The 26,743-nt window shown below is 42.5% G+C and carries 14 protein-coding genes; 7 read left to right on the top strand and 7 right to left on the bottom strand.

The window, feature by feature from the left end; all coding sequences use genetic code 11:
- Positions 1-133: 133 nt before the first annotated feature.
- The gene (locus N5O98_RS20790) at positions 134-1,729 is read right to left on the bottom strand and encodes a DUF6377 domain-containing protein (RefSeq protein WP_004305037.1); all 1,596 of its coding nucleotides are present in this window, start codon (positions 1,727-1,729) and stop codon (positions 134-136) included.
- 244 nt (positions 1,730-1,973) lie between these two features.
- Here N5O98_RS20790 and N5O98_RS20785 point away from each other — a divergent pair, with 244 nt between their 5' ends.
- From N5O98_RS20785 to N5O98_RS20755, 7 genes are all read left to right on the top strand, one after another.
- Positions 1,974-3,827, top strand: coding sequence for a glycoside hydrolase family 13 protein (locus N5O98_RS20785; protein WP_004299758.1), 1,854 nt, complete (start codon positions 1,974-1,976; stop codon positions 3,825-3,827).
- A 197-nt stretch (positions 3,828-4,024) separates the two neighbouring features.
- Positions 4,025-6,241 carry a glycoside hydrolase family 97 protein gene (locus tag N5O98_RS20780; RefSeq protein ID WP_022198966.1) on the top strand — a complete coding sequence of 739 codons (2,217 nt, stop codon included), beginning with the start codon at positions 4,025-4,027 and terminating at the stop codon, positions 6,239-6,241.
- Between the two features lie 105 nt (positions 6,242-6,346).
- Entirely contained in the window at positions 6,347-9,394 is a 3,048-nt protein-coding gene (locus N5O98_RS20775; RefSeq protein WP_195664339.1) for a SusC/RagA family TonB-linked outer membrane protein, read from the top strand.
- A gap of 29 nt (positions 9,395-9,423) precedes the next feature.
- Complete coding sequence (susD, locus tag N5O98_RS20770) at positions 9,424-11,034, top strand: starch-binding outer membrane lipoprotein SusD (RefSeq protein ID WP_022198967.1); 1,611 nt, start codon at positions 9,424-9,426, stop codon at positions 11,032-11,034.
- Positions 11,035-11,069: 35 nt separating this feature from the next.
- Positions 11,070-12,242, top strand: a complete 1,173-nt coding sequence (locus N5O98_RS20765; RefSeq protein ID WP_004310516.1) for a SusF/SusE family outer membrane protein — start codon at positions 11,070-11,072, stop codon at positions 12,240-12,242.
- 25 nt (positions 12,243-12,267) lie between these two features.
- Entirely contained in the window at positions 12,268-13,749 is a 1,482-nt protein-coding gene (locus N5O98_RS20760) for an Outer membrane protein SusF domain-containing protein (protein ID WP_004305043.1), read from the top strand.
- Between the two features lie 163 nt (positions 13,750-13,912).
- Complete coding sequence (locus N5O98_RS20755) at positions 13,913-16,189, top strand: alpha-amylase family glycosyl hydrolase (protein WP_004305044.1); 2,277 nt, start codon at positions 13,913-13,915, stop codon at positions 16,187-16,189.
- Positions 16,190-16,354: 165 nt separating this feature from the next.
- Here N5O98_RS20755 and N5O98_RS20750 read toward each other — a convergent pair whose 3' ends face one another.
- The 6 genes from N5O98_RS20750 to N5O98_RS20725 form a co-directional block, all read right to left on the bottom strand.
- Positions 16,355-17,119 carry a UDP-2,3-diacylglucosamine diphosphatase gene (locus tag N5O98_RS20750; RefSeq protein ID WP_269496002.1) on the bottom strand — a complete coding sequence of 255 codons (765 nt, stop codon included), beginning with the start codon at positions 17,117-17,119 and terminating at the stop codon, positions 16,355-16,357.
- Between the two features lie 72 nt (positions 17,120-17,191).
- Complete coding sequence (locus tag N5O98_RS20745; protein ID WP_004299750.1) at positions 17,192-17,503, bottom strand: iron-sulfur cluster assembly protein; 312 nt, start codon at positions 17,501-17,503, stop codon at positions 17,192-17,194.
- Between the two features lie 98 nt (positions 17,504-17,601).
- Positions 17,602-20,304, bottom strand: coding sequence for a glycoside hydrolase family 2 protein (locus N5O98_RS20740; protein WP_022198968.1), 2,703 nt, complete (start codon positions 20,302-20,304; stop codon positions 17,602-17,604).
- 165 nt (positions 20,305-20,469) lie between these two features.
- Positions 20,470-22,509, bottom strand: coding sequence for a GLUG motif-containing protein (locus N5O98_RS20735; protein ID WP_004310518.1), 2,040 nt, complete (start codon positions 22,507-22,509; stop codon positions 20,470-20,472).
- Between the two features lie 27 nt (positions 22,510-22,536).
- Positions 22,537-24,732, bottom strand: coding sequence for a hypothetical protein (locus N5O98_RS20730; protein WP_022198969.1), 2,196 nt, complete (start codon positions 24,730-24,732; stop codon positions 22,537-22,539).
- A gap of 47 nt (positions 24,733-24,779) precedes the next feature.
- Complete coding sequence (locus N5O98_RS20725; RefSeq protein WP_004310520.1) at positions 24,780-26,732, bottom strand: DUF5006 domain-containing protein; 1,953 nt, start codon at positions 26,730-26,732, stop codon at positions 24,780-24,782.
- Positions 26,733-26,743: the final 11 nt, after the last annotated feature.

Genomic DNA, 26,743 nt, shown 5'->3' with positions numbered 1-26,743 from the left:
GTCTACAAAGGTAGAAAAAAAAGAGAGATGCACAGTGGATTATTGAACACTAAAAGTAGATATTTGCTTTATACACAAGCATTATTGGCTCGTATATTACGAAGTAATAACATATTGCTATCTGTGAATAACATTATAGGTTCATTACATTCTGCTCGAACATATCTTTATCTCCGGCAGCTTTATTACGCATCCGGCTACGATAATTATAGATAGTTGCCAAAGAATAACCGAGAAAATGAGCAATCTTGTTACTGTCTACTACTCCCAGACGGATAAGGGCAAAGATACGAAGTTCTGTTGTCAGAAGTTCATCGGATTTAGGATACACTCTTCCTTCTTCTACCAGCAAATTATTGAAAGCTGAAATAAAGTTCGGGAAAAGTTTCAGAAAAGACCTGTCGAACTCATTATAGAATTCATCCCGCTCATCCCGGATAAACTGTTCGGACTTGATAGCTTTAAACAAATCTTCGATACGCGATGCCATTGCCAATTTTGCCAATGAACGACGATAAGTTTCCAGTTTGTCGAGATAGTTGACACATCTGTCCAGATAGCGGGCGATATAGACTTCTTTTATTTTTCCGGTTTGCTCCAGTTCCGCGTTGACCGCAGACATTTGTTTGTTAGCCAGACTAAGATTCCGCCGCATAACAGACAACTTCTTCATCCAACGATATAGATAGAAAATAGCAATCAGAAGAAACAAAGACAACAAACTGACACTAATCAACATAGCGCGGGAAACGGCACGTTCTTTTTCTTCTTTTAATTTATACGCCTTGTCGATAATCGGAAAAAACTCCGTCACCTCAATAAACCGCAAACGGGCATTACACGCCACAGCATCTTCCATCGAGCAACTCAAGTATTTGTAGGCACGGTCAATATCTCCTGATTCATACATCAGATGCGCGAGTTTCTGCAATGAAGCATACTCCCTCACCGGAGTTTCCAGATCCGCAATGGCAGTCAGAATCAGATAGTAAACTTCTTTTTCGATATCTTTCTTCATACTATAAGCTTCGGAAAGAGTATAATAAATATATACTTTCTGACGTTCATCCTGAATTTCTTTCAAAGCATTGTTCAGCATATCCACAGCGACATCGGCTTTCCCGTTCATTATGCATTTTTCGGCTAAAACAATCGTTTTGTTTGCCTCTGGAGGCATCGCAGCAATAATGGAATCTCTATATAAATCGGTTTTCTTCAAATACTTTTCTTTTTCATTCTTATTGGTCGTATAATCTGCTAACCACCCGTAGCAGGCACGATACGTCTGATAATAAGATAACCGAGTCCACTCATTCAATTTTTTAGGATCAATCCTCTCCAACTGTTCAATGGCTTCTATATACATTCCCATTACTCCCATTACCGTAGCACGATTAATGATGATCTCATACTCCAATTCCGGGCGGTTCAACAATGGAAGGATTTCCATCTCACGGTTAATATAATATAAGGACGAGTCTGCCTGATAATGCAAATAAGCACCAAAAAGAGAGGCATATAATTCATATTTTCGAACAGGATCAGTAGAATGGGCAAGTTCTAATTTCAAGTTATTAATCTCTTTCTCTTTCCGAATCTGGAAAGTCTCTTTCTTGCTTATAACTTCATCCAGCTTTTTAAGAGCAGCCGCATTATCCGTATGCATTGCACACAACGAAAAAGGAAAGAGCAAAAGAAGAAATAGCATATAAAGGGTTAGATTTTTCATAAGGTTCCTTTTTAAAGATGTTACAAATATAAGAAATATAGTAATGAAAACGAAAAATATGGGTATAACTATTTTCATTTTCACTTGTATTTTTCGGCATAAGGTATTAGAATATCCAACTAATTATCAGCAACATAGTCAGATAACAGGTTTATATTTCCATTCTAATCTCACAAAGGTGCACAGCATCCCCCTACATTTGCATCATCGGTTCTCCGAGCAAACAGTTAAAAATCTAGCTACCATGAAACGAAATTTGTTATTTGCTATTTTACTATTACTTCTATCGGGTTATCATCAAGCATTCGCCGCAACCAATATAAAGAAAGTGGCTCCTACCTTTTGGTGGGCAGGAATGAAGAATCCCGAACTACAAATACTTCTATACGGCGATGGCATATCATCCGCAGAGGTAAGTATTTCTTCTAATGACATCACCCTGCAGGACGTGGTGAAACAGGAAAATCCTAATTATCTGATCTTATATTTAGATCTTTCAAAAGCTATCCCTCAGCACTTCGACATTCTCCTGAAACAAGGTAAAAAACAGACTAAAATACCATACGAACTTAAACAGCGCAAAGAGAATGCTTCAGCAGTAGAAGGCTTCAACTCCAGTGATGTACTTTATCTCATTATGCCGGACCGCTTTGCCAACGGCAACCCCTCCAATGATATAATTCCCGGAATGTTGGAAGCAAACATAGACCGCAACGAACCTTTCGCCCGTCATGGCGGTGATTTAAAAGGAATAGAGAAACATTTGGATTATATTGCAGACCTCGGAGTTACGAGTATATGGCTTAACCCGATTCAGGAAAATGACATGAAGGAAGGCTCTTATCATGGATATGCCATCACCGATTACTATCAAGTAGACCGTCGCCTCGGAAGCAATGAAGAGTTTCGCAATCTCGTAAAAGAAGCCAATGCTAAAGGGCTAAAGGTAGTCATGGACATGATCTTCAACCATTGCGGTTCGAACAATTATCTATTCAAAGACATGCCTGCCAAAGATTGGTTCAACTTTGAGGGAAACTACATGCAGACCAGTTTCAAAACTGCCACCCAAATGGACCCTTATACTTCCGATTATGATAAAAAGCTGGCCATTGACGGTTGGTTCACACTGACTATGCCGGACTTCAACCAACGAAACCGTCACGTAGCCACTTACCTGATACAGAGTAGTATCTGGTGGATAGAATATGCGGGTATCAACGGAATCCGCCAGGATACACATCCTTACGCCGACTTTGAAATGATGGCGCATTGGTGCAAAGCGGTCAATGATGAATATCCTTCATTCAACATTGTCGGTGAGACATGGCTGGGCAGCAATGTACTGATCTCCTACTGGCAGAAAGACAGTAAACTTGCTTATCCGAAAAACAGTTATCTTCCTACTGTCATGGATTTCCCACTGATGGAAGAAATAAATAAAGCTTTCGACGAAGAAACCACCGAATGGAACGGAGGACTTTTCAGACTCTACGAATACCTCTCACAGGATATTGTCTACGCCGATCCAATGAGTCTGCTGACCTTCCTCGATAATCACGATACTTCCCGTTTCTACCGTTCGGAGGAAGATACCAAGAACCTGAACCGATATAAACAAGCCTTGACATTCTTACTGACTACCCGTGGAATTCCACAAATATATTATGGAACTGAAATCCTGATGGCAGCCGACAAAGCAAATGGAGACGGATTACTCCGATGTGACTTTCCGGGAGGTTGGCAGAATGACGCCAAAAACTGTTTTGAAGCAACCAACCGTACTCCGCAACAAAATGAAGCCTTCTCTTTTATGCAAAAACTGCTCCAATGGAGAAAAGGAAATGAAGTCATCGCCAAAGGCAAACTAAAACATTTCGCACCCAATAAAGGCATTTATGTTTATGAACGCAAATACGGTAACCAATCAGTCGTTGTCTTTCTGAATGGAAACGACCGGGAACAGACTATTGACTTACATCCTTATCAGGAAATACTCTCCACCTCGTCTGCTCATGATTTGCTCACAGACAAAAAGATTGAATTAAGAAATGAATTAACACTTCCAAGCCGTGGGATATACCTTTTAGCCTTCTAAGCAAGTTCACTACGACTTATATTTATCCAATGAAATCAGATAGATAAACAATTATAAAACAAGATACTAGCATTTATACAAACTTGTATTTTTATTCTAATCAAGCAAAAAAGTGAAGGTGGTTGCTACATTTGCAATATCCGAAACAAACAGGAATAGAAATATCGGTTAGCTTACAATTTAATACCATAAATAGAATGAAAAAGAAAAAGTTTTTTTCGATCATCGCATTCCTTTGCATCTCATTCATTGCGAATGCACAACAGAAACTGACCTCACCGGATGGCAATCTGGTTCTGACCTTTCAGGTTAACAAAGAAGGCGCACCAACCTACGACTTGACTTACAAAGGCAAGGTGGTAATTAAGCCGAGCACTCTCGGACTGGAATTGAAAAAAGAAGATAATACCAGAACCGACTTTGACTGGGTAGACCGCAGAGACCTCACCAAGCTCGATTCTAAATCCAATCTTTATAATGGCTTCAAGCTGAAAGATGCGCAAACGACTACCTTTGACGAAACCTGGCAACCAGTCTGGGGAGAAGAAAAGGAAATCCGCAATCAGTATAACGAACTGGCAGTCATTCTGTTTCAGCCAATGAACGACCGTTCCATCGTTGTTCGCTTCCGCCTGTTCAATGATGGTTTGGGATTCCGTTATGAATTTCCGCAACAGAAATCACTGAACTACTTCGTTATCAAGGAAGAACATTCCCAATTTGCCATGGCAGGCAACCATATCGCATACTGGATACCGGGCGATTACGACACTCAAGAGTACGACTACACCATCTCCCGTCTATCGGAAATCAGAGGTTTGATGCAACAGGCGATCACTCCAAATTCTTCTCAAACCCCATTTTCACCGACAGGTGTACAGACGGCACTGATGATGAAAACAGATGATGGTTTATACATCAATCTGCACGAAGCCGCTTTGATTGATTATTCTTGTATGCACCTCAATCTGGACGACAAAAACATGATATTCGAATCCTGGCTGACACCGGATGCAAAAGGGGATAAAGGTTACATGCAGACTCCGTGCAACTCTCCGTGGCGTACGATCATCGTCAGTGATGATGCACGTAACATTCTCGCCTCCCGCATCACCCTCAACCTGAACGAACCTTGTAAGATTGCAGACGCCGCCTCCTGGATTAAACCGGTGAAATATATAGGCGTATGGTGGGACATGATTACCGGAAAAGGTTCCTGGGCTTATACAGATGAACTGACCAGCGTGAAACTTGGCGTTACAGACTACTCCAAAACCAAACCGAACGGCAAACATTCTGCCAATACAGCTAACGTGAAACGTTACATCGACTTTGCCGCAGCCAACGGATTTGATGCAGTGCTGGTAGAAGGTTGGAATGAAGGATGGGAAGACTGGTTCGGCAACAGCAAAGACTATGTATTTGACTTCCTGACTGCATATCCTGATTTCGACGTACAGGAAATCCATCGTTATGCTGCAAGCAAAGGAATTAAAATGATGATGCACCATGAGACTTCTGCATCTGTTCGCAACTACGAACGTCACCTGGATAAAGCTTACCAATTCATGGTAGACAATGGATATAACTCGGTTAAAAGCGGTTATGTGGGTAATATCATTCCACGCGGAGAACATCATTACGGTCAATGGATGAATAATCATTACCTGTATGCCGTGAAAAAAGCCGCCGATTATAAAATCATGATCAATGCACACGAAGCAACCCGTCCAACCGGTATCTGCCGTACATATCCCAATCTGATCGGTAATGAATCCGCACGTGGAACAGAATATGAATCATTTGGAGGAAATAAAGTATACCACACGACGATTCTGCCTTTCACACGCCTGGTCGGTGGTCCGATGGATTACACTCCCGGCATCTTCGAGACTCACTGTAACCAGATGAATCCGGCAAACAACTCCCAGGTACGTTCAACCATTGCACGCCAACTGGCATTGTATGTCACCATGTATAGCCCTTTGCAGATGGCTGCCGATATTCCGGAAAACTACGAACGCTTTATGGATGCTTTCCAGTTTATCAAAGACGTCGCTCTCGACTGGGACAAAACAATCTATCTGGAAGCAGAACCGGGAGAATACATCACAATTGCCCGCAAAGCAAAAGGAACGGACGACTGGTACATAGGCTGCACAGCCGGTGAAAACGGCCACGACTCCCAATTAACGTTCGATTTCCTGGAACCGGGAAAACAATACGTCGCTACCGTATACGCAGATGCCAAAGATACCGACTGGAAAGATAACCCGCAGGCATACACCATCAAAAAAGGTATCTTGAATAATAAAAGCAAACTGAATCTGCACGCTGCCAATGGCGGTGGATACGCAATCAGTATCAAAGAGGTGAAAAACAAATCAGAGTTTAAGGGATTGAAAAGACTATAAATAAAGGATAGTCTTAAAAAAAGTGTTTTCAATAGGTATTTTTAAAGAAACTTTTAAGAGAGAGAAATAATATTACTATATTGTTAACTTTAATTTTTTAAATGCATGAAGCAAGTTAAATTTAGAATCGTTCAAACGATTCTCCCCTTGTTAATAGGGATGTTTTTATCATTGGGCGCTTATGCACAGCAAATCACAGTCAAAGGACATGTGAAAGATGCTATGGGCGAACCCGTGATTGGCGCCAATGTCATTGCCAAGGGTACCACAACGGGTACCATCACTGACTTTGACGGTAACTTCACATTGAATGTTCCTCAAAATTCTATTCTGTCCATTACATTCGTCGGTTACAAAGCAGCAGAAATTAAAGCAGCTCCTTCGGTAATGGTCACACTGGAAGATGACTCTCAAGTATTGGACGCCGTAGTCGTTGTAGGTTACGGAACAGTAAAGAAAAACGACTTGACGGGATCAGTTACTGCCATCAAGCCGGATAAAATCAGCAAAGGAGTAATCACCAGCGCACAGGATATGATAACAGGTAAAATAGCCGGTGTGAATGTAATTTCCAGCGGTACTCCGGGTGGAGGAGCTACGATTCGTATTCGCGGTGGTTCATCATTGAACGCCAAAAACGATCCGTTGATCGTTATCGACGGACTGGCAATGGATAATAGCGGTGTGCAAGGTTTGACTAATCCTTTGGCAATGGTAAACCCGAATGACATCGAAACTTTCACTGTTTTGAAAGATGCTTCGGCCACCGCCATCTATGGTTCACGTGCTTCTAATGGTGTGATTATCATCACTACAAAGAAAGGGAAAGCAGGCAGCAAACCACAGGTGAACTATGAAGGTAACGTTTCCGCCGGTATACTGCAAAAGACAATAGACGTAATGGATGCCAATGAATTCAAAGGATACGTATCCAAACTTTATGGTGAAGGAAATGCTCCAAGCCCCTTCGGTGAAGCAAACACTGACTGGCAGAAAGAAATTTTCCAGACAGCCGTTAGTACAGACCATAACGTGACTGTAAGCGGTGGTTTGAAAAATATGCCTTATCGTGTTTCTTTCGGTTACACCAATCAGAATGGGATCCTGATGACATCTAATTTCGAGCGTTATACCGCCTCCGTCAATCTGACACCCTCTTTCTTTAAAGATCACCTGAAGTTCAATATCAATGCTAAAATGATGTGGGCCAACCAACGTTATGCTGACGACGGGGCTATCGGCGCAGCTTTGACCATGGACCCGACCCAACCTGTATATGACTCTTCGGACATGTACAAAAACTTCGGTGGATTCTACCAACCGACCAGTGACGGTAGTTCATATAACGATCCGGAATGGTCGCTTACACTGGAAAGTAATTCAACCGCCAACCCTGTTTCCCTACTGAAACTAAAGAAACATACTTCCAGAAACACCAGTTTTATCAGCAATGTAGAAGTAGACTATAAATTCCACTTCCTCCCTGACCTGCATATCCATGCTAACGTAGGCGGTGACTACTCGGAAGGTAAGGAAAAGAATGTAAATTCACCTTATGCCCCGGGCTCTTATTACTATGGTTGGAACGGGACTGACTACGGCTACAAATATAACCTGTCGGTGAATGCCTATGCACAATATTCCAAAGAAATCGGGGATCATTATGTCGACGTAATACTGGGTGGTGAAGAGCAACATTTCCACTATACCGGATATAAAGTCGGACAAGGAACAAATCCGTTAACAGGCGAAGCCTACAATCCGAATCTGCGCTCACAAACAGCCTGGGGACATCACAGTACATTAGTTTCTTATTTTGCCCGCGTAAATTATACATTACTTAGCCGTTATTTGCTGACAGCCACTTTCCGCCAGGACGGTTCTTCCCGTTTCTCTAAAGACAACCGTTGGAGTAGCTTCCCTTCTGTTGCTTTGGGATGGAAACTGAAAGAAGAAAATTTCCTGAAAAACGTAGAAGTATTGTCAGATCTGAAACTCCGCCTCGGATGGGGTATCACGGGTCAGCAGAACTTAGGCGACGATTATGATTTCCCTTATATGGCACTGTACCGCGTCAACGCAGCCGGAGGTTATTATCCTTTCGGGGATACCTATTATGGCACTATGCGTCCTAAAGCTTATAACGAAGACCTGAAATGGGAAGAGACAACGACTTATAACGCAGGTTTCGACTTTGCTTTCCTGAACGGACGTATCTCCGGCTCGATGGATTACTATTACCGGAAAACCGACGATTTAATCAATACCGTAAAGATTGCGGCGGGGACTAACTTTAATACCCAACTGATCAGCAACATCGGTTCATTAAAAAATACGGGGCTTGAATTCACCATCAATGCCAAACCTATTGTAACCAAAGATTTTGTCTGGGACTTGGGATATAACATCACTTGGAACAAAAATGAAATCACTAAACTGACCGGAGGAGATGATTCTAATTACTATGTAGAAACCGGAGGTGTATCTACTGGTATTAGCGGTGCAACCTGCCAGGTACAGAAAGTAGGTTATCCGATGAACTCATTCTTCGTTTACCAACAAGTGTATGATAAGGATGGAAAACCGATTGAAAACATGTTCGTAGACCGTAACGGAGATGGTGTCATCAACGCTTCGGACAAATATATCTATAAAAAACCTGCCGCTGACGTATTGATGGGACTGACTTCCAAATTCACTTATAAAAATTGGGATTTAAGCTTTGCCCTCCGTGCCAGCCTGAATAACTATGTGTACAATGACGTACTGGCCAGTAAATCCAGTGTCGGCAAGGGAGGAATCTTTAATCATGGATACTATTCCAACCGCCCGACAGCTGCCGTGAATCTGGGATTTGAAGGAAAGGGAGACTATTATCTGTCCGATCGTTTCGTTGAGAATGCTTCATTCTTGCGTTGTGATAACATAACAGTAGGTTATAGCTTCAAAAATTTACTGAAGTCCCAGGCTTATAAAGGTATCAACGGCCGTATTTACGGTACTGTACAGAATCCCTTCGTTATCACCAAGTATACAGGACTCGATCCTGAATCGGTTATCAGTTCAGGAAATGATGCCGGAGTAGCAGGTATTGACAGGAACATTTATCCTCATCCGATCACTATCCTGTTCGGGCTAAGTCTTCAGTTCTAAGATTGTAATTTATTAAAAAGTAGACTATTATGAAGTTCAAACATATAAAATCAATAGTTTCAGCAGCGTTGTTCCTTAGCCTGACCACCGGAATGACCTCCTGTATCAATGACCTGGATATATCTCCAATCGATCCTCAGATGACTGCCACCTTCGACCAAGATATGTACTTTACCAAACTATACGCTTCACTGGGACTTACCGGACAAAAATTGAGCGAAGATCCGGATATCGCAGTAAAGGACGAAGGTCAATCCTGTTTCTATCGCGCTCTTTTCACTAACAATGAATATGGCACTGATGAGATGATATGGACCTGGCAAGAAAATGCCGGTATCCCCGAACTAACTTATATGCGTTGGAACTCCTCTCATCAGCAGACAGAAATATTATATAATCGTTTAGCATATAATATCACACTCTGCAATTTCTTCCTGGATCAGATCGCCGGAAAAGAGGATGCTACCTCCGTTCAGCAACGTGCCGAAGCCCGTTTTCTCCGTTCCTTATTTTACTATTATCTGATGGACACCTTCGGAAAAGCTCCTTTCACCGAACACTTCTCCAAAGAGAATCCTCCTCAAAAGACGGCCTCCGAACTGTTCGCTTATATTGAAAGCGAACTGGAAAGCATCGAAAATGATATGAGCGAACCGCGTCAAGCTCCTTTCGGACGTGCCGACAAAGCTGCTTGCTGGTTGCTGCGTGCCCGTTTGTATCTCAATGCCGAAGTATACACCGGACAACCGCGTTGGAATGATGCTATCACCTATGCCGGCAAAGTGCTCGATCCCTCCAATGGATACGGATTGTGTGGAAATTACGAACAACTTTTTATGGCAGACAATGATGAAAATCCCGATGCTAAAAAAGAAATCATCCTTTCTATCCGTCAGGATGGTGTACAAGCAAAGAGTTACGGAGGAAGTTACTTCCTGATTGCTGCAACGCAAAAGAGCGACATGCCGAATCGCGGAACAAATGACCCTTGGGAATGTATCCGTACACGCAAAGCACTGGTTGACAAGTTCTTCGCAAACAGTGAGGATATTCCTTTCACCGAATATACCGATAATAAATGGCAGAATGTGAGAGATGTGCAGGCTGCTGCAAAAGATGAACGCGCCTTGTTCTATACAACCGGTCGCAAAGCCGAACTGGAAAGTGTAGGTAAATTCACCGACGGACTTTCATTTATGAAATGGAGTAATCTGCGCTCGGACGGACAACCCGCTCACGATGCTAAAATTCCTGATACGGACATTCCGTTCTTCCGTTTGGCGGAAGCTTATCTGATTCGCGCGGAAGCCTATTTGAGAGCAGGCGGCGCAAATGCACAACAAAATGCCTGGTTGGATATCAAAGCCCTCAGAGACCGTGCCAAAGCAACAGAAATACCCTCTGCCAATAACCTGACATTAGATTATATTCTGGATGAACGTGCCCGCGAATTGTATCTGGAAGGATTCAGACGCACAGATTTGATCCGTTATGGCTATTTCACCTCAAGCACCTACCTCTGGGATTGGAAAGGCGGTTCCTTTGAAGGAAACGGTGTGAGTTCGATCTATAATCTCTATCCGATACCGAAAACAGAAACGCTGACGAATACAAATATGACTCAGAATCCGGGATATTGATAGAACCTTTATTCACGTTTTAAAGACTGAAAACAATGAAAAACCTATATAAACTATTTACATTGACAATGGGGCTACTAGCTCTGTCCGCCTGTGAAGCAGACCGTGACAGCAACCCTGTGTTGAACGAACCGGATACGTTCGTACTGAATGTGCCAGCTTTTGCTTCCAACAACGTGTACGACCTTAAAAACTCCGAATCATTGGAATTAACCTGTACACAACCGGATTACGGGATTCCGATGGCAACCACTTATTCAGTACAAATTTCACTGGAAGAAAATTTCGTTGACGCTCATGCAGAGACAAATACGGAAGCTAATTATACAACTTTGGGTACTACCCATTCTTCTGCCAAAATGGAAGTGAAAGCTTTAGAATTTGCATTGGCACTGGGAGACTTGTGGAGTGCATCCTCCGATGAAGAATTTCCGACCACTCCCATACCCGTTTATGTACGCCTGAAAGCGGAACTGACCAATAGTGGTCGTGGCATCGCTTTTTCGAATGTAATTGAACTTCCCAAAGTATTGGGATATAAAGCTGTACCGCCTCTCGAATTACCTTCCAGTATATTTATCAATGGCTCGATGGCAGATAGTAATTGGAGCAACTGGGTGCCTTTGGCAGCAGTAAACGGAATGTCCAAGTTCTTCGGTTTATTCTATTTCGGAGGCACTGATATGTTCAAGTTCGGTACTAAAGAAGGAGAATACATCGGATTCAACGATCCACGTCTGACAATAGCCTCGGATGCATTCACCGGATCGGATGATGGATTTGGCGGACAAAATATCAGCGTTAATGTCACAGGCTGGTATACAGTGATCATGTCTGTAAGCATCAAAGGGACTGATTATGCCTTTACGCTGGATATTGCTCCGGGCGAAGTTTGTCTGATAGGCAATGCTATAGGAGATTGGACATTCGGCGATAAAGGCAAATTCCAAGCACCAACAACGGCAGATGCAGACTTTGTTTCACCGGTATGCACCGGAGGCGGAGAATTGCGTATGTCCGTCAAAGTTCCGGGAGAAGACTGGTGGCGTACGGAGTTCGCTATACCTAATGGAAAAATCGTGTTCCGTGAAAACAAAAGTGTGATTGACAGTTGGTCGGAAATAGGTCCTGAATATGCGATAAACGTTAAGGCAGGGCAGAAAATAAATCTGAACTTTGTTCAGAAAACAGGTTCCGTTACTCAATAATCGTTAACTTTAATAACTGAATATCATGAAAAGATTATCATATATGGCGTGTCTGTTGCTTGCTTCGGCAGCTTTCACCGCTTGCGATGAAGATTTTAAGGACTGGGCTGATCCCCAGTCCAATCCCCAGGAAGAAGCTATAACTGCAATGGTAGATATAACTCCGGTTGCCAGTATGAAACTTGAAGAACAGCCGGGCGATTCTGTGGTAATCGCCTCTGTTTCTTCGATTGCAGAAAACTTCTCACTCACAGCTTGTAATATAGAATTAGTTGCCGAAGGGCAGATATTAAATCTACCGTCAAAAGTAAAAGATGGGAATATAAAAGTCAGGTTGACAGAACTTGACCAAAAAGTGGCAAGTTTGTATAAGTCACAAAAATCTTTAGAGCGCGAAGTCACTTTAAAGCTGACACCGGTAGTCATGACAACCAACGGTGAAGCAACTTCACTGACTGAATACCCGGAAATGCAATCTGCCATCACTCCGGTCGCAACTCCGGCTGTGGATACGGAATACTATATAGTAGGTGATCTAAACAGCTGGCAGATGGACAAATCGACAGCCACAAAGCTCGAAGTAGACAAAGACAATCAGTATCTCTTTTCAGTAGTCGTCGAGTCGGAAGAGAAGTTTGATTTCAAGATTGTCCCGGGAAGTGCGATAGAAGCTCCGGATGCCTGGCAAAGAGCCTTGGGTGCTTCCAAAGTAATAGAAGATCCGGATCCGGGATTATTGGCTTTCAGGGATAAAGAAGGAGCCGACCCGGATAATCTCACCTGCGCCGGCGGAAAGAAAATGAAAATTACGATTAATGTAGAAGATTATACATACACAATCAAGGAGGATCTACCCGAGCACATGTACATCAATGGATCTCCGTACAGTCTTGGGTGGGATTGGGCAGTAGCTCCTGAAATGGTTCCTGTCACACAGACTCCCGGAATGTTCTGGAGTATACAATATTATACGGCGGGAGACCAAATCAAGTTTGCTCCGGTTAGAAAATGGGAAGGAGACTTTGGTTATGACGAAGAAATCTTATCTCCGGAAGCAATTGATTTCGCCGAATTAACATCCTCAGGAGGCAATATTGGCATTGGTAAATCCGGATGGTATCTGGTAATTGTCGCAGTGACTACAGAAGGAAAAACAATTTCATTCCGTTTGCCGGAAGTTTACCTGTTGGGAGGTGTGATTAACAATTCGTGGAATTGCGATGAAACGACCTTGTTCAGGATTCCGACCGATAAAACAAGCGACTTCATATCACCGGCAGCAACCGTTACAGGCATGGCACGTATTTCTACTACGGCTGTAGATGCCGGAGGCTGGTGGAAGAGCGAATTTACACTTGATCTGGCTAATGAAGGCGATGGTACTATCGTTTACCGTGAGAATAAGAACGTATCGGATAATCTAAGCGAACTTGGCTACGAATGTAATGTAAAAGCCGGTCAGAAAGTCCATATTAACTTTACGACAGGCAAAGGTAAAGTCGAATAACTATCAGACACTCTTAAACAGCACAACGAGTAGAATCAATTACGATCATATCTCAAGTCTCCCTCTTCGGGAAAGAGGAGATTTGAGATATGATCGAAATCTGACACACTCAAAGCTAAATATAGTACCACTACATTGGAAGAAGAATTCTAAAATAAGGCTTATGAAAGACTTTAAATATATTTGGCTCCTTTTATTGCTGATACTCAACAGCTTTGGAGCTTGTTCAGATGATGATCCGTTGATGCCGGGCGAGCGTCCTTCGTCCGGAACTGATCCTGCCCCGGAAGAACAAGTTCTCCACGACGGATTTAATTTTGATCCGGCTATTCCTAAAGCGGATGAACCACTGACTATCACCTTCAAAGCACCCGAAGGAAGTAACTTCTATGGTTACGCTGACGACTTGTACTTACACTCCGGAACAGGAGCAAACTGGACAGGTGCACCTACATGGGGAGATAATCAGAATAAATACAGACTGAAAAAGACAAAGGACAATGTGTGGAGTATCACCCTTTCCTCATCTATCCGCCATTTCTATTCTGTTGCTCCATCTACTCCCTTACAGACCATTAACCTGATTGTACGTGATGCGGAAGGTAGCCAACAAACCTACGATTACGCAACTTTAGTAGAAGATAGTCAAAACGGATTTATCTGGGAAGAACCGCAAAAAGCCCCTCTCCCCATATCCGGAGAAGAAAAAGAGGGTATTCATATCCATTCGGCCACTTCGATAACGCTTGTATTATATGATAAGGACAGTCAGGGCGGTCATAAAGATTGTGTATTTGTAACAGGTAATTTCAACAACTGGAAACTGGATAGTCGCTACATGATGAAATATGACGAAACAAACCATTGCTGGTGGATCACTCTGGAGGAATTGACTGCCGGTGAAACACAGTTCCAGTACTTTGTGTACAGTGCTTCGGATGGCGGTACTTACTTGTGCGATCCTTATTGTGAGCAAGCATTGGAAAAGGGAGTGGATACCAACTTTCCCACTGGCGCACAAGCACCTTACGTATCAGTCGTAAGCACAAACCCACAACCCTATCAATGGAGTGCCGGAGAATTTGAGATGAAGAATAAAGAAAATCCGGTTATCTATGAGCTCTTGTTGCGGGATTTTACTTCCAGTGGAAATCTGGCAGGAGCAATGGAAAAGCTGCCTTACTTAAAAGAACTGGGAATAGATGCTATCGAACTGATGCCTGTACAAGAATTTGCAGGTAATGACAGTTGGGGATACAACACCGGACTATACTTTGCACTGGATGCCTCGTATGGAACTCAAAATGAATATAAAGCTTTTATTGACGCCTGCCATCAGAATGGAATCGCCGTTATTTTCGATGTAGTCTACAACCATACGAACAATGATAATCCGTTTGCCCGTATGTATTGGGATACGTTTAATAACCGCCCTTCCACTAAGAATCCATGGCTGAACGCTGTAACACCGCATCAGAAGTATGTTTTTTCACCGGATGATTTCAATCACACTTCAGAACAAACAAAAGCTTTTGTCAAACGCAACCTGAAATATCTGTTAGATACTTACCACATCGACGGTTTCCGTTTCGATTTCACCAAAGGTTTCACACAGAAACAGACAACAGGTGATGATGATTTGGCGGCAACCGACCCTGCTCGTGTATCAGTACTGAAAGAATACTACGAAGCCGTAAAAGCTGTCAAAGAAGATGCAATGGTTACCATGGAACATTTCTGTGCAAATGAAGAAACAACTTTAGCCACAGAAGGAATTCATTTTTGGAGGAATATGAACCATTCTTATTGTCAGTCGGCTATGGGCTGGAAAGATAATAGTGATTTCTCCGGATTATATGACACCACCCGTCCGAATCAATTTGTGGGCTATATGGAAAGTCATGACGAAGAGCGGTGTGCCTATAAACAGATTGAATACGGAAATGGAGCCTTAAAAACCAACCTGTCCGAACGGCTCAAACAGTTATCATCCAACGCCGCATTCTTCTTTACGGTTCCAGGTCCGAAAATGCTTTGGCAATTCGGCGAAATGGGGTATGATATTTCAATAGACGAAAATGGACGTACCGGAAAGAAACCAGTCCTTTGGGAATATCAGACAGAGCGTAAAAGCTTGGTAGATATTTATACAAAACTAATCACTCTACGGACAACACACTCCGATTTATTCAACGCTTCTTCTCAATTTACCTGGAAAGTCAGTTATAATGATTGGGATAATGGACGTACACTGACATTGAAAGCTGTGAATGGGAAACAACTTCATGTGTATGCGAATTTCACCAATGCATCTATCGATTATACTATTCCTGAAGGTACATGGTATCTATATCTGGAAAATGGGAATCCCGTGGAGGGAGAAAAAAAAATCAGTGTTCCTGCACACGAGTTCCGCTTATACACCAACTTTGCCGAATAACGAGCGGGTGTTTTGAGCAGAAAGGAAGATTTAACTAATAAGCATTGAAGATTCTCTAACGACAAAGGCACAAAGATGGCAGGTTATTTTTCTGCTACTTCTTTGTGCCCTTGTTTTATATTTTGTTCCGTATTATGCCTGACCTTTTATTTTGTTGAAACATAATTAGACCTGTGTCTCTCCCTCGATAGACTCTTCCAAAAAGAGATTCTCTCCGTCAAACACGGCATAAGAGAAGAAGTTAATCCAGTCTCCCAAAATCAACACACGGGAGGTGGCGCTCAACATCAAATCCAGTTCAATGTGACGATGTCCGTAAATAAAGAAGTTGATATTGGGATGGCTTTTCAAGTAGTCTTTGGTATATAGTACCAAGTGTTCCTTGTTTTCTCCCATATAATCCGGTTCCTTTCCGTCCGCCCGTTTTTGTCGGCTGTGCTTAGCCCATGTTAAACCCAATTCAACACTCCAGCGGGGATGAATAGCAGAAAACATCGTTTGCAAAGTTTTGCTGTGGAACATCGAACGAAGTAGCTTGAACTTCTTATCCGGATCACCCAAGCCGTCACCATGAGCAAGATAAAACTCCTTTCCGTAGATTTCAGTAGTCAATGGTTCGCGATGCATGATGACACCACACTCTTTGGTGAGATAGTCTCCACACCAGATGTCATGATTACCTATAAAAAAATGCACCTCTACACCCATATCTGTTAGTTCGGAGAGCTTCCCCAAGAAACGGGTGTACCCCTTAGGAACTACCAGCCGGAATTCATACCAGAAGTCGAACATATCTCCCAGTAGATAAATGGCGGAAGCCTTATGCTTTATACTATCGAGGAAGTTCACCAAACGCCGTTCTTGAGTACGCCCGTGCTCAATAGCACGAGAACCAAGATGTGCATCGGAAAGAAAATAAATGTTCTTCATTTAATTACCAGTTACGAGATCTAATAACGAATTACAACTTATAAAATCAGAGCACTGCCTGACATAGAACGATTAAAGAAAACCTAATTCCAATTTGGCTTCTTCACTCATCATGTCTTTATCCCATTCAGGTTCGAAGACCAGATTGATGGTGGCGGAATTCACTCCTTCTACTGACTCCACTTTTTGGCGAATATCCTCCATAATAAAATCAGCAGCCGGACAATTGGGAGCTGTCAGCGTCATATCGAGTGCCGCTTCTCCACTATCGGAGACGTCAATCTTATAAATCAGTCCAAGATCGTATACATTGACCGGAATCTCCGGATCGTACACTGTCTTTAGCATAGCTACAATCTTCTCTTCTATTTCAATTTTTTCCATACGTCCTTATTTATTATGTATCGCAAAGATAGAGATAAAAAATGAAACATAAAAAATTAGGCACGGAATGCGTATCCCGTGCCTAAAGAATATATCATTTACTCTCTATCTCCGGTTACTAAAAAACACACCGGAACAGTAAATTGTTGTAATGAGTAGTCTAAATCTACTTTCTCACCGAAATCTGTCTGTTGTTGCTCCACTTCTTTCAGTTTTAATTCATTCAGTTCACGACGGCGGCGTTCCAACTCCAGTTCAGCATCACTCTTCTTGTCCATGGAGAACGATTCGGATGGCTTAGGCAACGCTTCTTCTTTCTTATCAAATATCAATGGATACATTGGAGCGGAAGATGTTAGTTCCAGTTCACCGCTTACGGGCATCTGTGATCCCTCAAACAAAACACTGGCTCTTACCTTAATCTTTCCGGGAGTCGTGGTCGACTGGATCAATACGGGAGCACTGCCCCATTTCACCGGAGCAGGATTTGCCAATACATTAGCTCCGCCCAAAATACGTCCCTCTCCTTCTACAAAGAACTTGATATAATAATTATTCAAACGCTTTACATTTCCATTCTTATCTGTGATTTCTGCCACAACAGTAACAAAATCAGATCCATCAGCACGCAGTCCGATTCCTTCGTTGTCTACTCTCAAACGAATCTGTTCTGCACGGCGGGCGGGCATTACTTTATGTGTAGCCACCACCTTGCCATCCATCAGTCCCTCTGCCAGGAAATAGACGTCCGCATCATGCTTTTCACGAGTCATCTTCTTATCAACCATAAAGTCAAATATCCCGGGGAAAGTTATTACCGGAGAAGGCATTCCTTTTCGTGTCTTGTCTTTTTTATAGGTATAAGTTTGCCCATCTTTATTCACAGTCAAACGAACTTCATCGCAGTTGGAATACACCGTTACATCTCTGCTTGAGAACGGTGTCATCTCGTGAGCAATATAAACCATCGGTCCGCTTTCTGCCAAACTCTCGGAAACGACAGCCGGACGTTGCGCCTTAAACATATAATAGGAATACTTAGGCTGACGGAATACATCCATCAATCCACCATAGAACGGGTCCGGATGGTATCCCCGCTGATGATCGAACGAATGCCACAAGCATCCGCCCACATGCCAGGGAGACTCTTTATACAAACCATCATAGCAAATGTAATTATAATAAGGAGAAGCGTAATGAGCAGCCTGTATAAGCATAGGCTGTTCTCCCCAGTTACGGGCTGTGCGACTTGGAGAATTGTGCGAACTCCAATCATCGACATTATCTCCCCACTCGCGTGTAAAATATGTAATTTTAGGATCACGTTTTGAAAGATCCATCGGATGGGCAAACTGTACCGGAAAATATTGCGAGCCCTTGGCTTGCACATCACAACCGGAATAGCAGGACGGATAAGGATATTCCTCATCAACAATCCCTTTCACACACCCGGCAAAATCTTCCGGATACCATGTTTCATTCAAGATCGGTTCCCACAGCCATACACAAGGATGGTTACGGTCACGACGAACCATATTACGTATATCATTATAAACCCGTTTGGCAAAAATGGGTTCGTTATTCCAGAATTGCCATCCCGGAGTATTCACGATAACAAACAGACCAAGTTCATCACAAGCATCCATAAAAGCAGGATCTTGCGGACAATGTGCATTACGGATTACTTCCAGCCCCAAATCTTTCAGTTTCTTGGCGTCACGCCAGTGAATACTATTGGCAACCGCATTTCCTACAACTGCAAAATCCTGATGCCGATTAGCTCCCATCAAAGGTTTACCATAAGGTTTTCCATTCAGCCAGAAGCCATCTTTTCCCTTAAATTCGATACTACGGATACCGACACGACGACGATAACCATCTACTACATTTCCATTCTTATCATAAATACGCACACACAGATTATACAGATAAGGTGATTCAGGAGTCCATAAATGCGGCTGCTTCACTTTCATCTTTCCATTATGACTTGTCGCAGTCCCTTTACGGATATTCAGTTTCACATCTGACGATGCCACTTCTTTTCCTGCACGGTCTACTAAAGAATAGGAAATTTTTCCTGCAAAGCCCTGTTTGTCTTCATTACGTATATGCGCTTTCAAGAGAATATCTGTCGATTGCTCCGATACACGATCGGTGGCAATAAACAGTCCGCCTCCTGCTATTTCGTTCTCGTAATTCGGATCCGTGATAAACACATAATTATGTGCAATCAGCCAGCAATCCCGATAAATACCTCCCAAGTAGGCATAATCTAACACATCTTGTGGTTTTCCAGGCGCATAGGTCGGATCGTCGCTATTATCAGCCCACACCGCAATCACATTGTCCTCTCCCCACTTCAATGCATCAGTCACATCTACCGATACGGGAAGATAGCCTCCAAAGTGCTCTGCCAATAATTTACCGTTTACATAAATCTTACTTTTACCCATAATGGCTTCAAAGTGGAGAAACAGTTTCTTTCCTTTCAATGCTTCGGATGGAGTAAAGTGTTTACGATACCATACTTCCCCCTGATAATTGATGCAACCACTAGCCTCAGTAGGAAGATACTCAATACCATTAGGTAAAGACACCACCTGCCAGGCTTTGTCGTTAAATTCTTTTGCTTCGGCACCCACCGCACTTCCTTTATAAAAACGCCAGGCAGGATTCATCGAGTACACATCACGCCCGGTATCCGGCAACCGGAAGAAACCGGCTGTTGAAAATTCCGGCTCATGGGCATAGCCCATAAAAAACAGAGATAAAAGCAGTAAGCTAACAAAGATTCGTCTCATATAAAGTTTTATTTTACGATGAATGTCATGTTGTATGTCGCAATCAACCCAAAGATGTCTTCGACACACAAAGATAGTATATTCCAGATACGAATCCCCCTATTTGTCCTCTTCATATACAAAACAAGGATAAATAAGGGGATTCAAACTAATACCTGTCAGTTATTATTCATCCGGTTGAATGAGTAAAGGTACTCTGGCACTGTCGGTTCCTGTATTTTCAACATACTTGTAACCAGAGCCAGCTATCGCTTGATTCATGGATGCAATTTTATCAATCAGGGCAGCAGCATCGCTTACCTTAGTTGAAGTTGGTAAGTTTCCACCCGGATTCGAAACTCCGTCGGACATAAAATAACATTCGTTTGCTGTCACTGATCCCGTTGATATTCCACAAATGGTAACAGAAGCAGTGCCAGAAAGCACAGAAGTTGAATAACATCCTGTCAAAGTTCCACCATTTTTCACCAAACCGCCAATATTTCCGGACGCTTTGGCCACTATTTCACCAGCAGCAAACGAAGCGGTTACAGGTCCTTCGTTTCCTCCCACCAGACCACCGGCATTCACAGCTGTAAATGCAGTAATAGTCATCAAAGAATAACAGCCAGTTATGGTTCCCTGAACATTCCAACCCACAAGTCCTCCGATGGCACCTTCACCATTACCTCTATATACAAAGGATACCTCCTTGTCAATCGAAGAACCTTGTATTTGTGCCTTAGACCACCATCCGTTCACACCTGCCAATCCACCGGCATTTACTTTACCACCGGCAACAGTCAGTACCACATTACCTTTTACCTTACAATCCTTTATCATTGACGCACCAGTCTGATTATGTCCGGTAATAGCCCCCAACTTAGCATCTGCTCCATTGACAGTCAACGCTCCTCCATCAATAACGCAATTCTGAATCGTTCCAGTATTTATTGCTGCAAATGCTCCAGCTGCGCCTGACACTTGTTTCACTGTTACATCTTTAAGGGTTAAATTTTTAATGATACCATTATTAGTTATAAACAAACCGGCATCGTTTCCTGTTGCTTCAATTGTAAGACCGGAAATAGTCTTGCCATTGCCGTCCAATGCACCTTTAAACTCCGTAACCGGTACCCATGCCTCTTTAGTCGACATATCAAGATCAGCATCTAATGTAATTACCGTAGCAACATTCGTCATAACAGTCGGTTCACTTGCCAAATTTATCAACCCATCTTCTTTCTTGACTAAATACTTACCCGCTTCAGTCTCCTCATATCCCAAGTCTGCCACCAGCATAAATGATATACCATATCGCTTTCCAGCCACATATTTATATTCATCTCCTGCTACCACCGATTCGGCATTATAAAGTTCACTGATCTTTCCTTTTTTCTCTATTGTTTCCGTAGAGGAAGAATCTCCCACTTTTTCTATCGTAGCAGTAAAGGTTAATTCTGTATCCTTTGTCATGTCTGCCATCGGGAAGAAACTCAAATAACCGTATGCAACTTCATTCTTTGCCATTTCCAAACTTGTCATAGACAAAGTCAGACTATTACTTTTATCACCATACGTTTTCTCTTCTCCCGAAACTGTCAACGTTTTTGGGAAAATAGCAGCATCAGCCGAAACAACCACCTTTGTCACTTTATAGGCATCCGGTCTTCGATTGGTGAATTTAAACTGATAAAGAGCTGTCAAATGTTCAAACTTAAGATTGGTGACGGTAGTCCCATTCACCGTGCCTTTAGCAAGCATGTGCATCGTATTCTGCAGCTCTGCTTTTTGGGCACTTTGCGTAGCATCTCCCAACGTAAAAGTGAAAACATTCCCTGAAGTCGGAACATCTTTTTTCGGATAGATTCCCCAAACAGTAGCTCCCTCTTCAAAGTTACCATTCCCTGCAAATTCCACATTTCCAGACGGTTCACTCTCATCATAATTTATGGTTGTGAAATCATAGCCATTTGTTCCATTCCAAAGTGTAACCTTATCATCGGCATTCCACATAAAGGAACTACCGTCATCTTGTACGTTGGCACGTGTAGACGATTCTTTGTCCGTATTTTCATACCCCCGGATAGAAGCAACAGCCACATAAGTCTGTGATTCTCCCCGTTGCAGTTCATCCCCACCTTCAATGAAAACATCTTCTTTACAAGAGCTTAGGGTGGCTGCACTTAGCAGCCCGATCCCTAATAAAGAATAGATTTTATTCATGATTTATTTTTTTCTGTTATCAGTTATTTAAATATCACCACCATCTCCAAAATCTGATCCACCGAAGCCAGGTTCTTTCACAGCCCCCTGTAGAATCAACGGACAGTATATATTAGTTCCGGCATCCTCATTCACTTTAAAGCTAAAACCAAATTCTGGATCCTTGGCTTCTATTGCCAGATTCATCTGACGTTTCTTATCCTTGAGTTGAGTAGCTGTTACCTTACTAATTCCATTTACAGATCCGCTTCCTACAGGATTAGTCACCGTCTCGCCTACGAAATAACACTGGTTGATTCCTGTTGAATTCGAAGCGACGAAAGCTCCCAATTTATTACTTCCAGCATTATTAGTCACATTTATCTGCGTGGTCGAGTAGCAAGCCGTCACAGTAGCATCAGCATTATTAATGGTATTCTGTGCAATGAAACCGCCAGTATTATTATAGATAGTTCCACTAATTGAACCGGCTACATAACAGGCCAGAACCGTACCGTTACTATTAGCCCCTATAAGTCCTCCTACTTGTCCGGAACAAGAAACCTCAAGTTTGGCTAATGAGTAACAACCTTTGACTTTACCGGAGTTGTTCCAGCCAACAAGTCCGCCGACACAGGATGCACCACTAGAGTTACTAGGATGCTTGATTGTTACATCTGCACCGACATACGAATTTATAATAAGAGCCGTTCCATTAAAATGCTCACCAACCAAGCCACCATAATTAGAATTACCAGCACCACTCAAATTAAGGTTAATAGTTCCACTGATAACTTGACAACCTTCTATTCTTCCTTCGGAGTTTCGACCGATCAAACCACCAAAAACTACCGGTTTTATAACGGTTACAGTCACTCCCTTGACTGTACAATTCTGAATGACACTCGTTGAACTTTCGGCAGCCAATGCTCCTGCTCCCTCTGTGATATCAGCAGAGAAACTTACATTTTCCAAAGTCAAATTCCGGATAGTTCCCGTATTGGTAGCTATAAAACCTTTATTAGCTATTTGCAAATTGCGGATGGTAACACCATTACCTTCAAATACACCTCCAAACGCACTAATAGGTTCCCAAAGTTCATTACCCATATCAATCACTTTTATTCCATCCCCTGCCGGTTCATCGATATATTCTTTTTCTAAAGTAACAGTTGCCTTACGGTATTCATCCGCAATTTTATTCCATCCGAATAATCCAGTCTTATTATAGATATGAATATTTCCATCATCATCGATCATATAGCCCTCATCAGGAATTCTGAAACGATAATCTACCTCAAAATCCATTTTATAATGCTTGCCGGCTGCAAACTGATTGGCAGTAGCATCCATATCAAGTCCGATGTTATCCTCCAAATCTTTGACTTTTACTTTTTTCAGCAGGATAATATCCTGTTCCACTTCATTATTCAAAACGCTTACTGTAATATTCAGTTCGGTCGTACTTTTCATCAACCGGGTATCACCATAGGTTGTAGGTAATATATTCAAATACCCGTTTAATGTTTCATTCTGCGCCAATGCTTGTCCACTCATGTCAAGTGTCAGTTTGTTACGCATACCTGAAAGACTCTGTACCACTCCGTCTTCGTCGATCTTCAACTCTGCGGGAAATACATCATCATCACTCTCCAGCGTAATATAGCGAATCTTCAGTTCCCGGTCCGACGTGTTTTTCAAACCAAACTGTATCAATGCAGTCAATGGTGAAAACGTTAATGCAGGAATCTTATTATCAGTCACATCCCCGGTGGCAACCATATAGGTAGTGGCTGCCAGTTCTGCTGTTTTTCCAGTCTGAGTAAATGTCTCCGGCATAGAAAAGGTAGCCAGGTCATTAAATGTTTTTGCTTCTTTCCGTGGAAATACCGCAATCAGCTTATGGCCATTTTCTACAGCAGCTTTTCCTGTGAATTCAGCAGATTTGTCAGGTTGGTTGTCATTATACCCCGGGGTGATAGAGAAATCATAGCCGGCTCCGAAGTTGCGATTCCATAATGTAACAGCATCTCCTTTATTCCATGTATACACTCCATTCTGCAAATTGCTGCGACCCAAAGGGGCGGACTGTTTAATAGAAGCTATAAATGAATAATCAGTCAGATTCTTGTCGGTTTCGTTCCCTTCACCGTTATTTTCATTCACTATCTTGTCCTCTTCGCAAGAGGTTAGTGCCATTGCGCCCAGCAGTGCAACGCTCAATAAGTGATAAACCTTTTTCATAACTATATAAAAGTTTGTTCGATTAAATATCTTTATTTCAACAACCATTAATACATTGGTTTGTTACGCGTTGGAGTACCACTTCCAAAATAGTCGTAGGTTGGCTTCTTATAGAAACGTATCCAGTCGATTTCCATACGTGGCGTATCATTGCTAGACTTACTTTCCTGATAAGAAATATGCTTAAAGTCGTTTGCCCAACTACCATCTTTAGCAGCCTGTTCTACCGCAGCGTCACCAAGCGCCCATTCATTACATCCGGCAAATGTCAATAGTAAATGTAACCCTTCCGTATTGTATTTGTCCGTAAACGGCCAATGTGTAGACGAGTTCCATGAAGCCGTTCCATTAGCTATTCCGGTATAGCTGCCGTCAGTCCTCATGCGTACATTCTCTTTACCATTAATACCTAAAGCAATCTCGTTATTATCTCTCCATTCCATCCAATAGATATCGAATTCATCCATATCCGATATTATCAACTGTCCTGAAGACGGTTTATACTTATCACCGGATGAAGTGGATATATCATTCCAGTGGAAAGTCTGCCAAGCGCCATTCGGATTCGCATTGGTAGCCGGATTTTCCAGAAGATCAACCTCACCATAGGTAGACCATTGCACACCTCTGATATTTCCTTGGAACCAGACTGCCGAGTTGAAAGAGTGTTTCTTTCCACGCACACGGATTCTAACTTCCACACGAGTGCCCGGCAAAATGCGTACATTGCTGGATTCCCAAGAATCAGCACCCGTAGGCACACCATCAAACTTACTTGCATAGAGGGAGGAAACTCCAAAATCTCTTGTTCCCGTAATTTCCCCTGTCACACTGATTCCCGGATCATACGCACACCACATTTTCAAATATCCATCTTGAGTCATCGTTGCATATTTCTCATTTACAACCGCTTGTACTTTCTGTGTGTTAGCCACATTCTGTGCCGCCATAAAACGTGGAGGACGATTACCATACTGATTGGGGAGTCCGGTACCTTCTGTCAAAGCATCAATCGGATGGAACTCATAAGAATTCAGGAATGTCCATCCTTCAGCAGCTAACGCTTCATTCGGATGCGGATCACCCTCCTTTATCAATAGTGCTGACGCAGCTCTGACCTCATCCCATTTTTCTACAGCCTTTTTATTGCTGGCTGATACAAATATCTGATCCGGATCTGTATAAACCCATTGCTCATTGGTTAACTCGGTGCCCGGAGTCAAACCTGCATCCGTATCAGTAACCTTAATTTCCAACTCGTCCCCATATACCGGATGAATTTCAGAATCGGTAGCAAAAGACATAGACACAGAAGTGAAAGTATTCGGTCCTTTCTCTCCTTTCACCCATATAAGTTCAGATTCAGCTGTTTTATACCCGGCTTTCACCACCAATTCGCTCGGCAGATTCTCATATTTATCCGCATCTTCACCCGCATCAATATGAACGACTACATCTTCCTTAGCTGACGCTCCTACCGTAGCGACCAGAATAAATGAGCCATACTCTTTCACCGTATTGTCCGAATTGTTCTTCAATGACAAGATGGTGTAGTGTTTATCAGATACCACAATCGGACGTTCAGCCGCATTGATCTTGTATCCTCTGACATAAGCGGTGATAGTACCCGATATAGGATATTTAGCCAGATCGTTCTTTACCTTAAATTCGGTAAATCCCTGTTTCTCACCTTTCTTCATAAAAAGATGACCAGCAAAGCCTTCAAAGACATCAGATACAGGGACATCCTTTCCTCCTACATTCTTACCTGCAAAAGTCAGAACAACGTCTATATCTTCTTCGAGTGCCAACTGATTGTCTTGCTGATCTACCTTCACAGTAAAGGTCACATTATCTCCGATAGCAGCACTTTGAGTACTGATTTCGGCCACCAGATTCCGGGCTTCTCCGATAGAGATAACCGTCTCGGTGTCATTACAGCCTGTCATTACAAGGATAAACAGGCAAATTGGTAATAATCTATAGAAATATTTCTTCATAATCTATCCTA

It is taken from the genome of Bacteroides sp. LFL-34, assembly GCF_027257075.1.
GTDB lineage: Bacteria > Bacteroidota > Bacteroidia > Bacteroidales > Bacteroidaceae > Bacteroides > Bacteroides ovatus.
The sequence above is the reverse complement of the archived record's forward strand: the minus strand, read 5'-3'. Positions and strand labels throughout refer to the sequence as shown.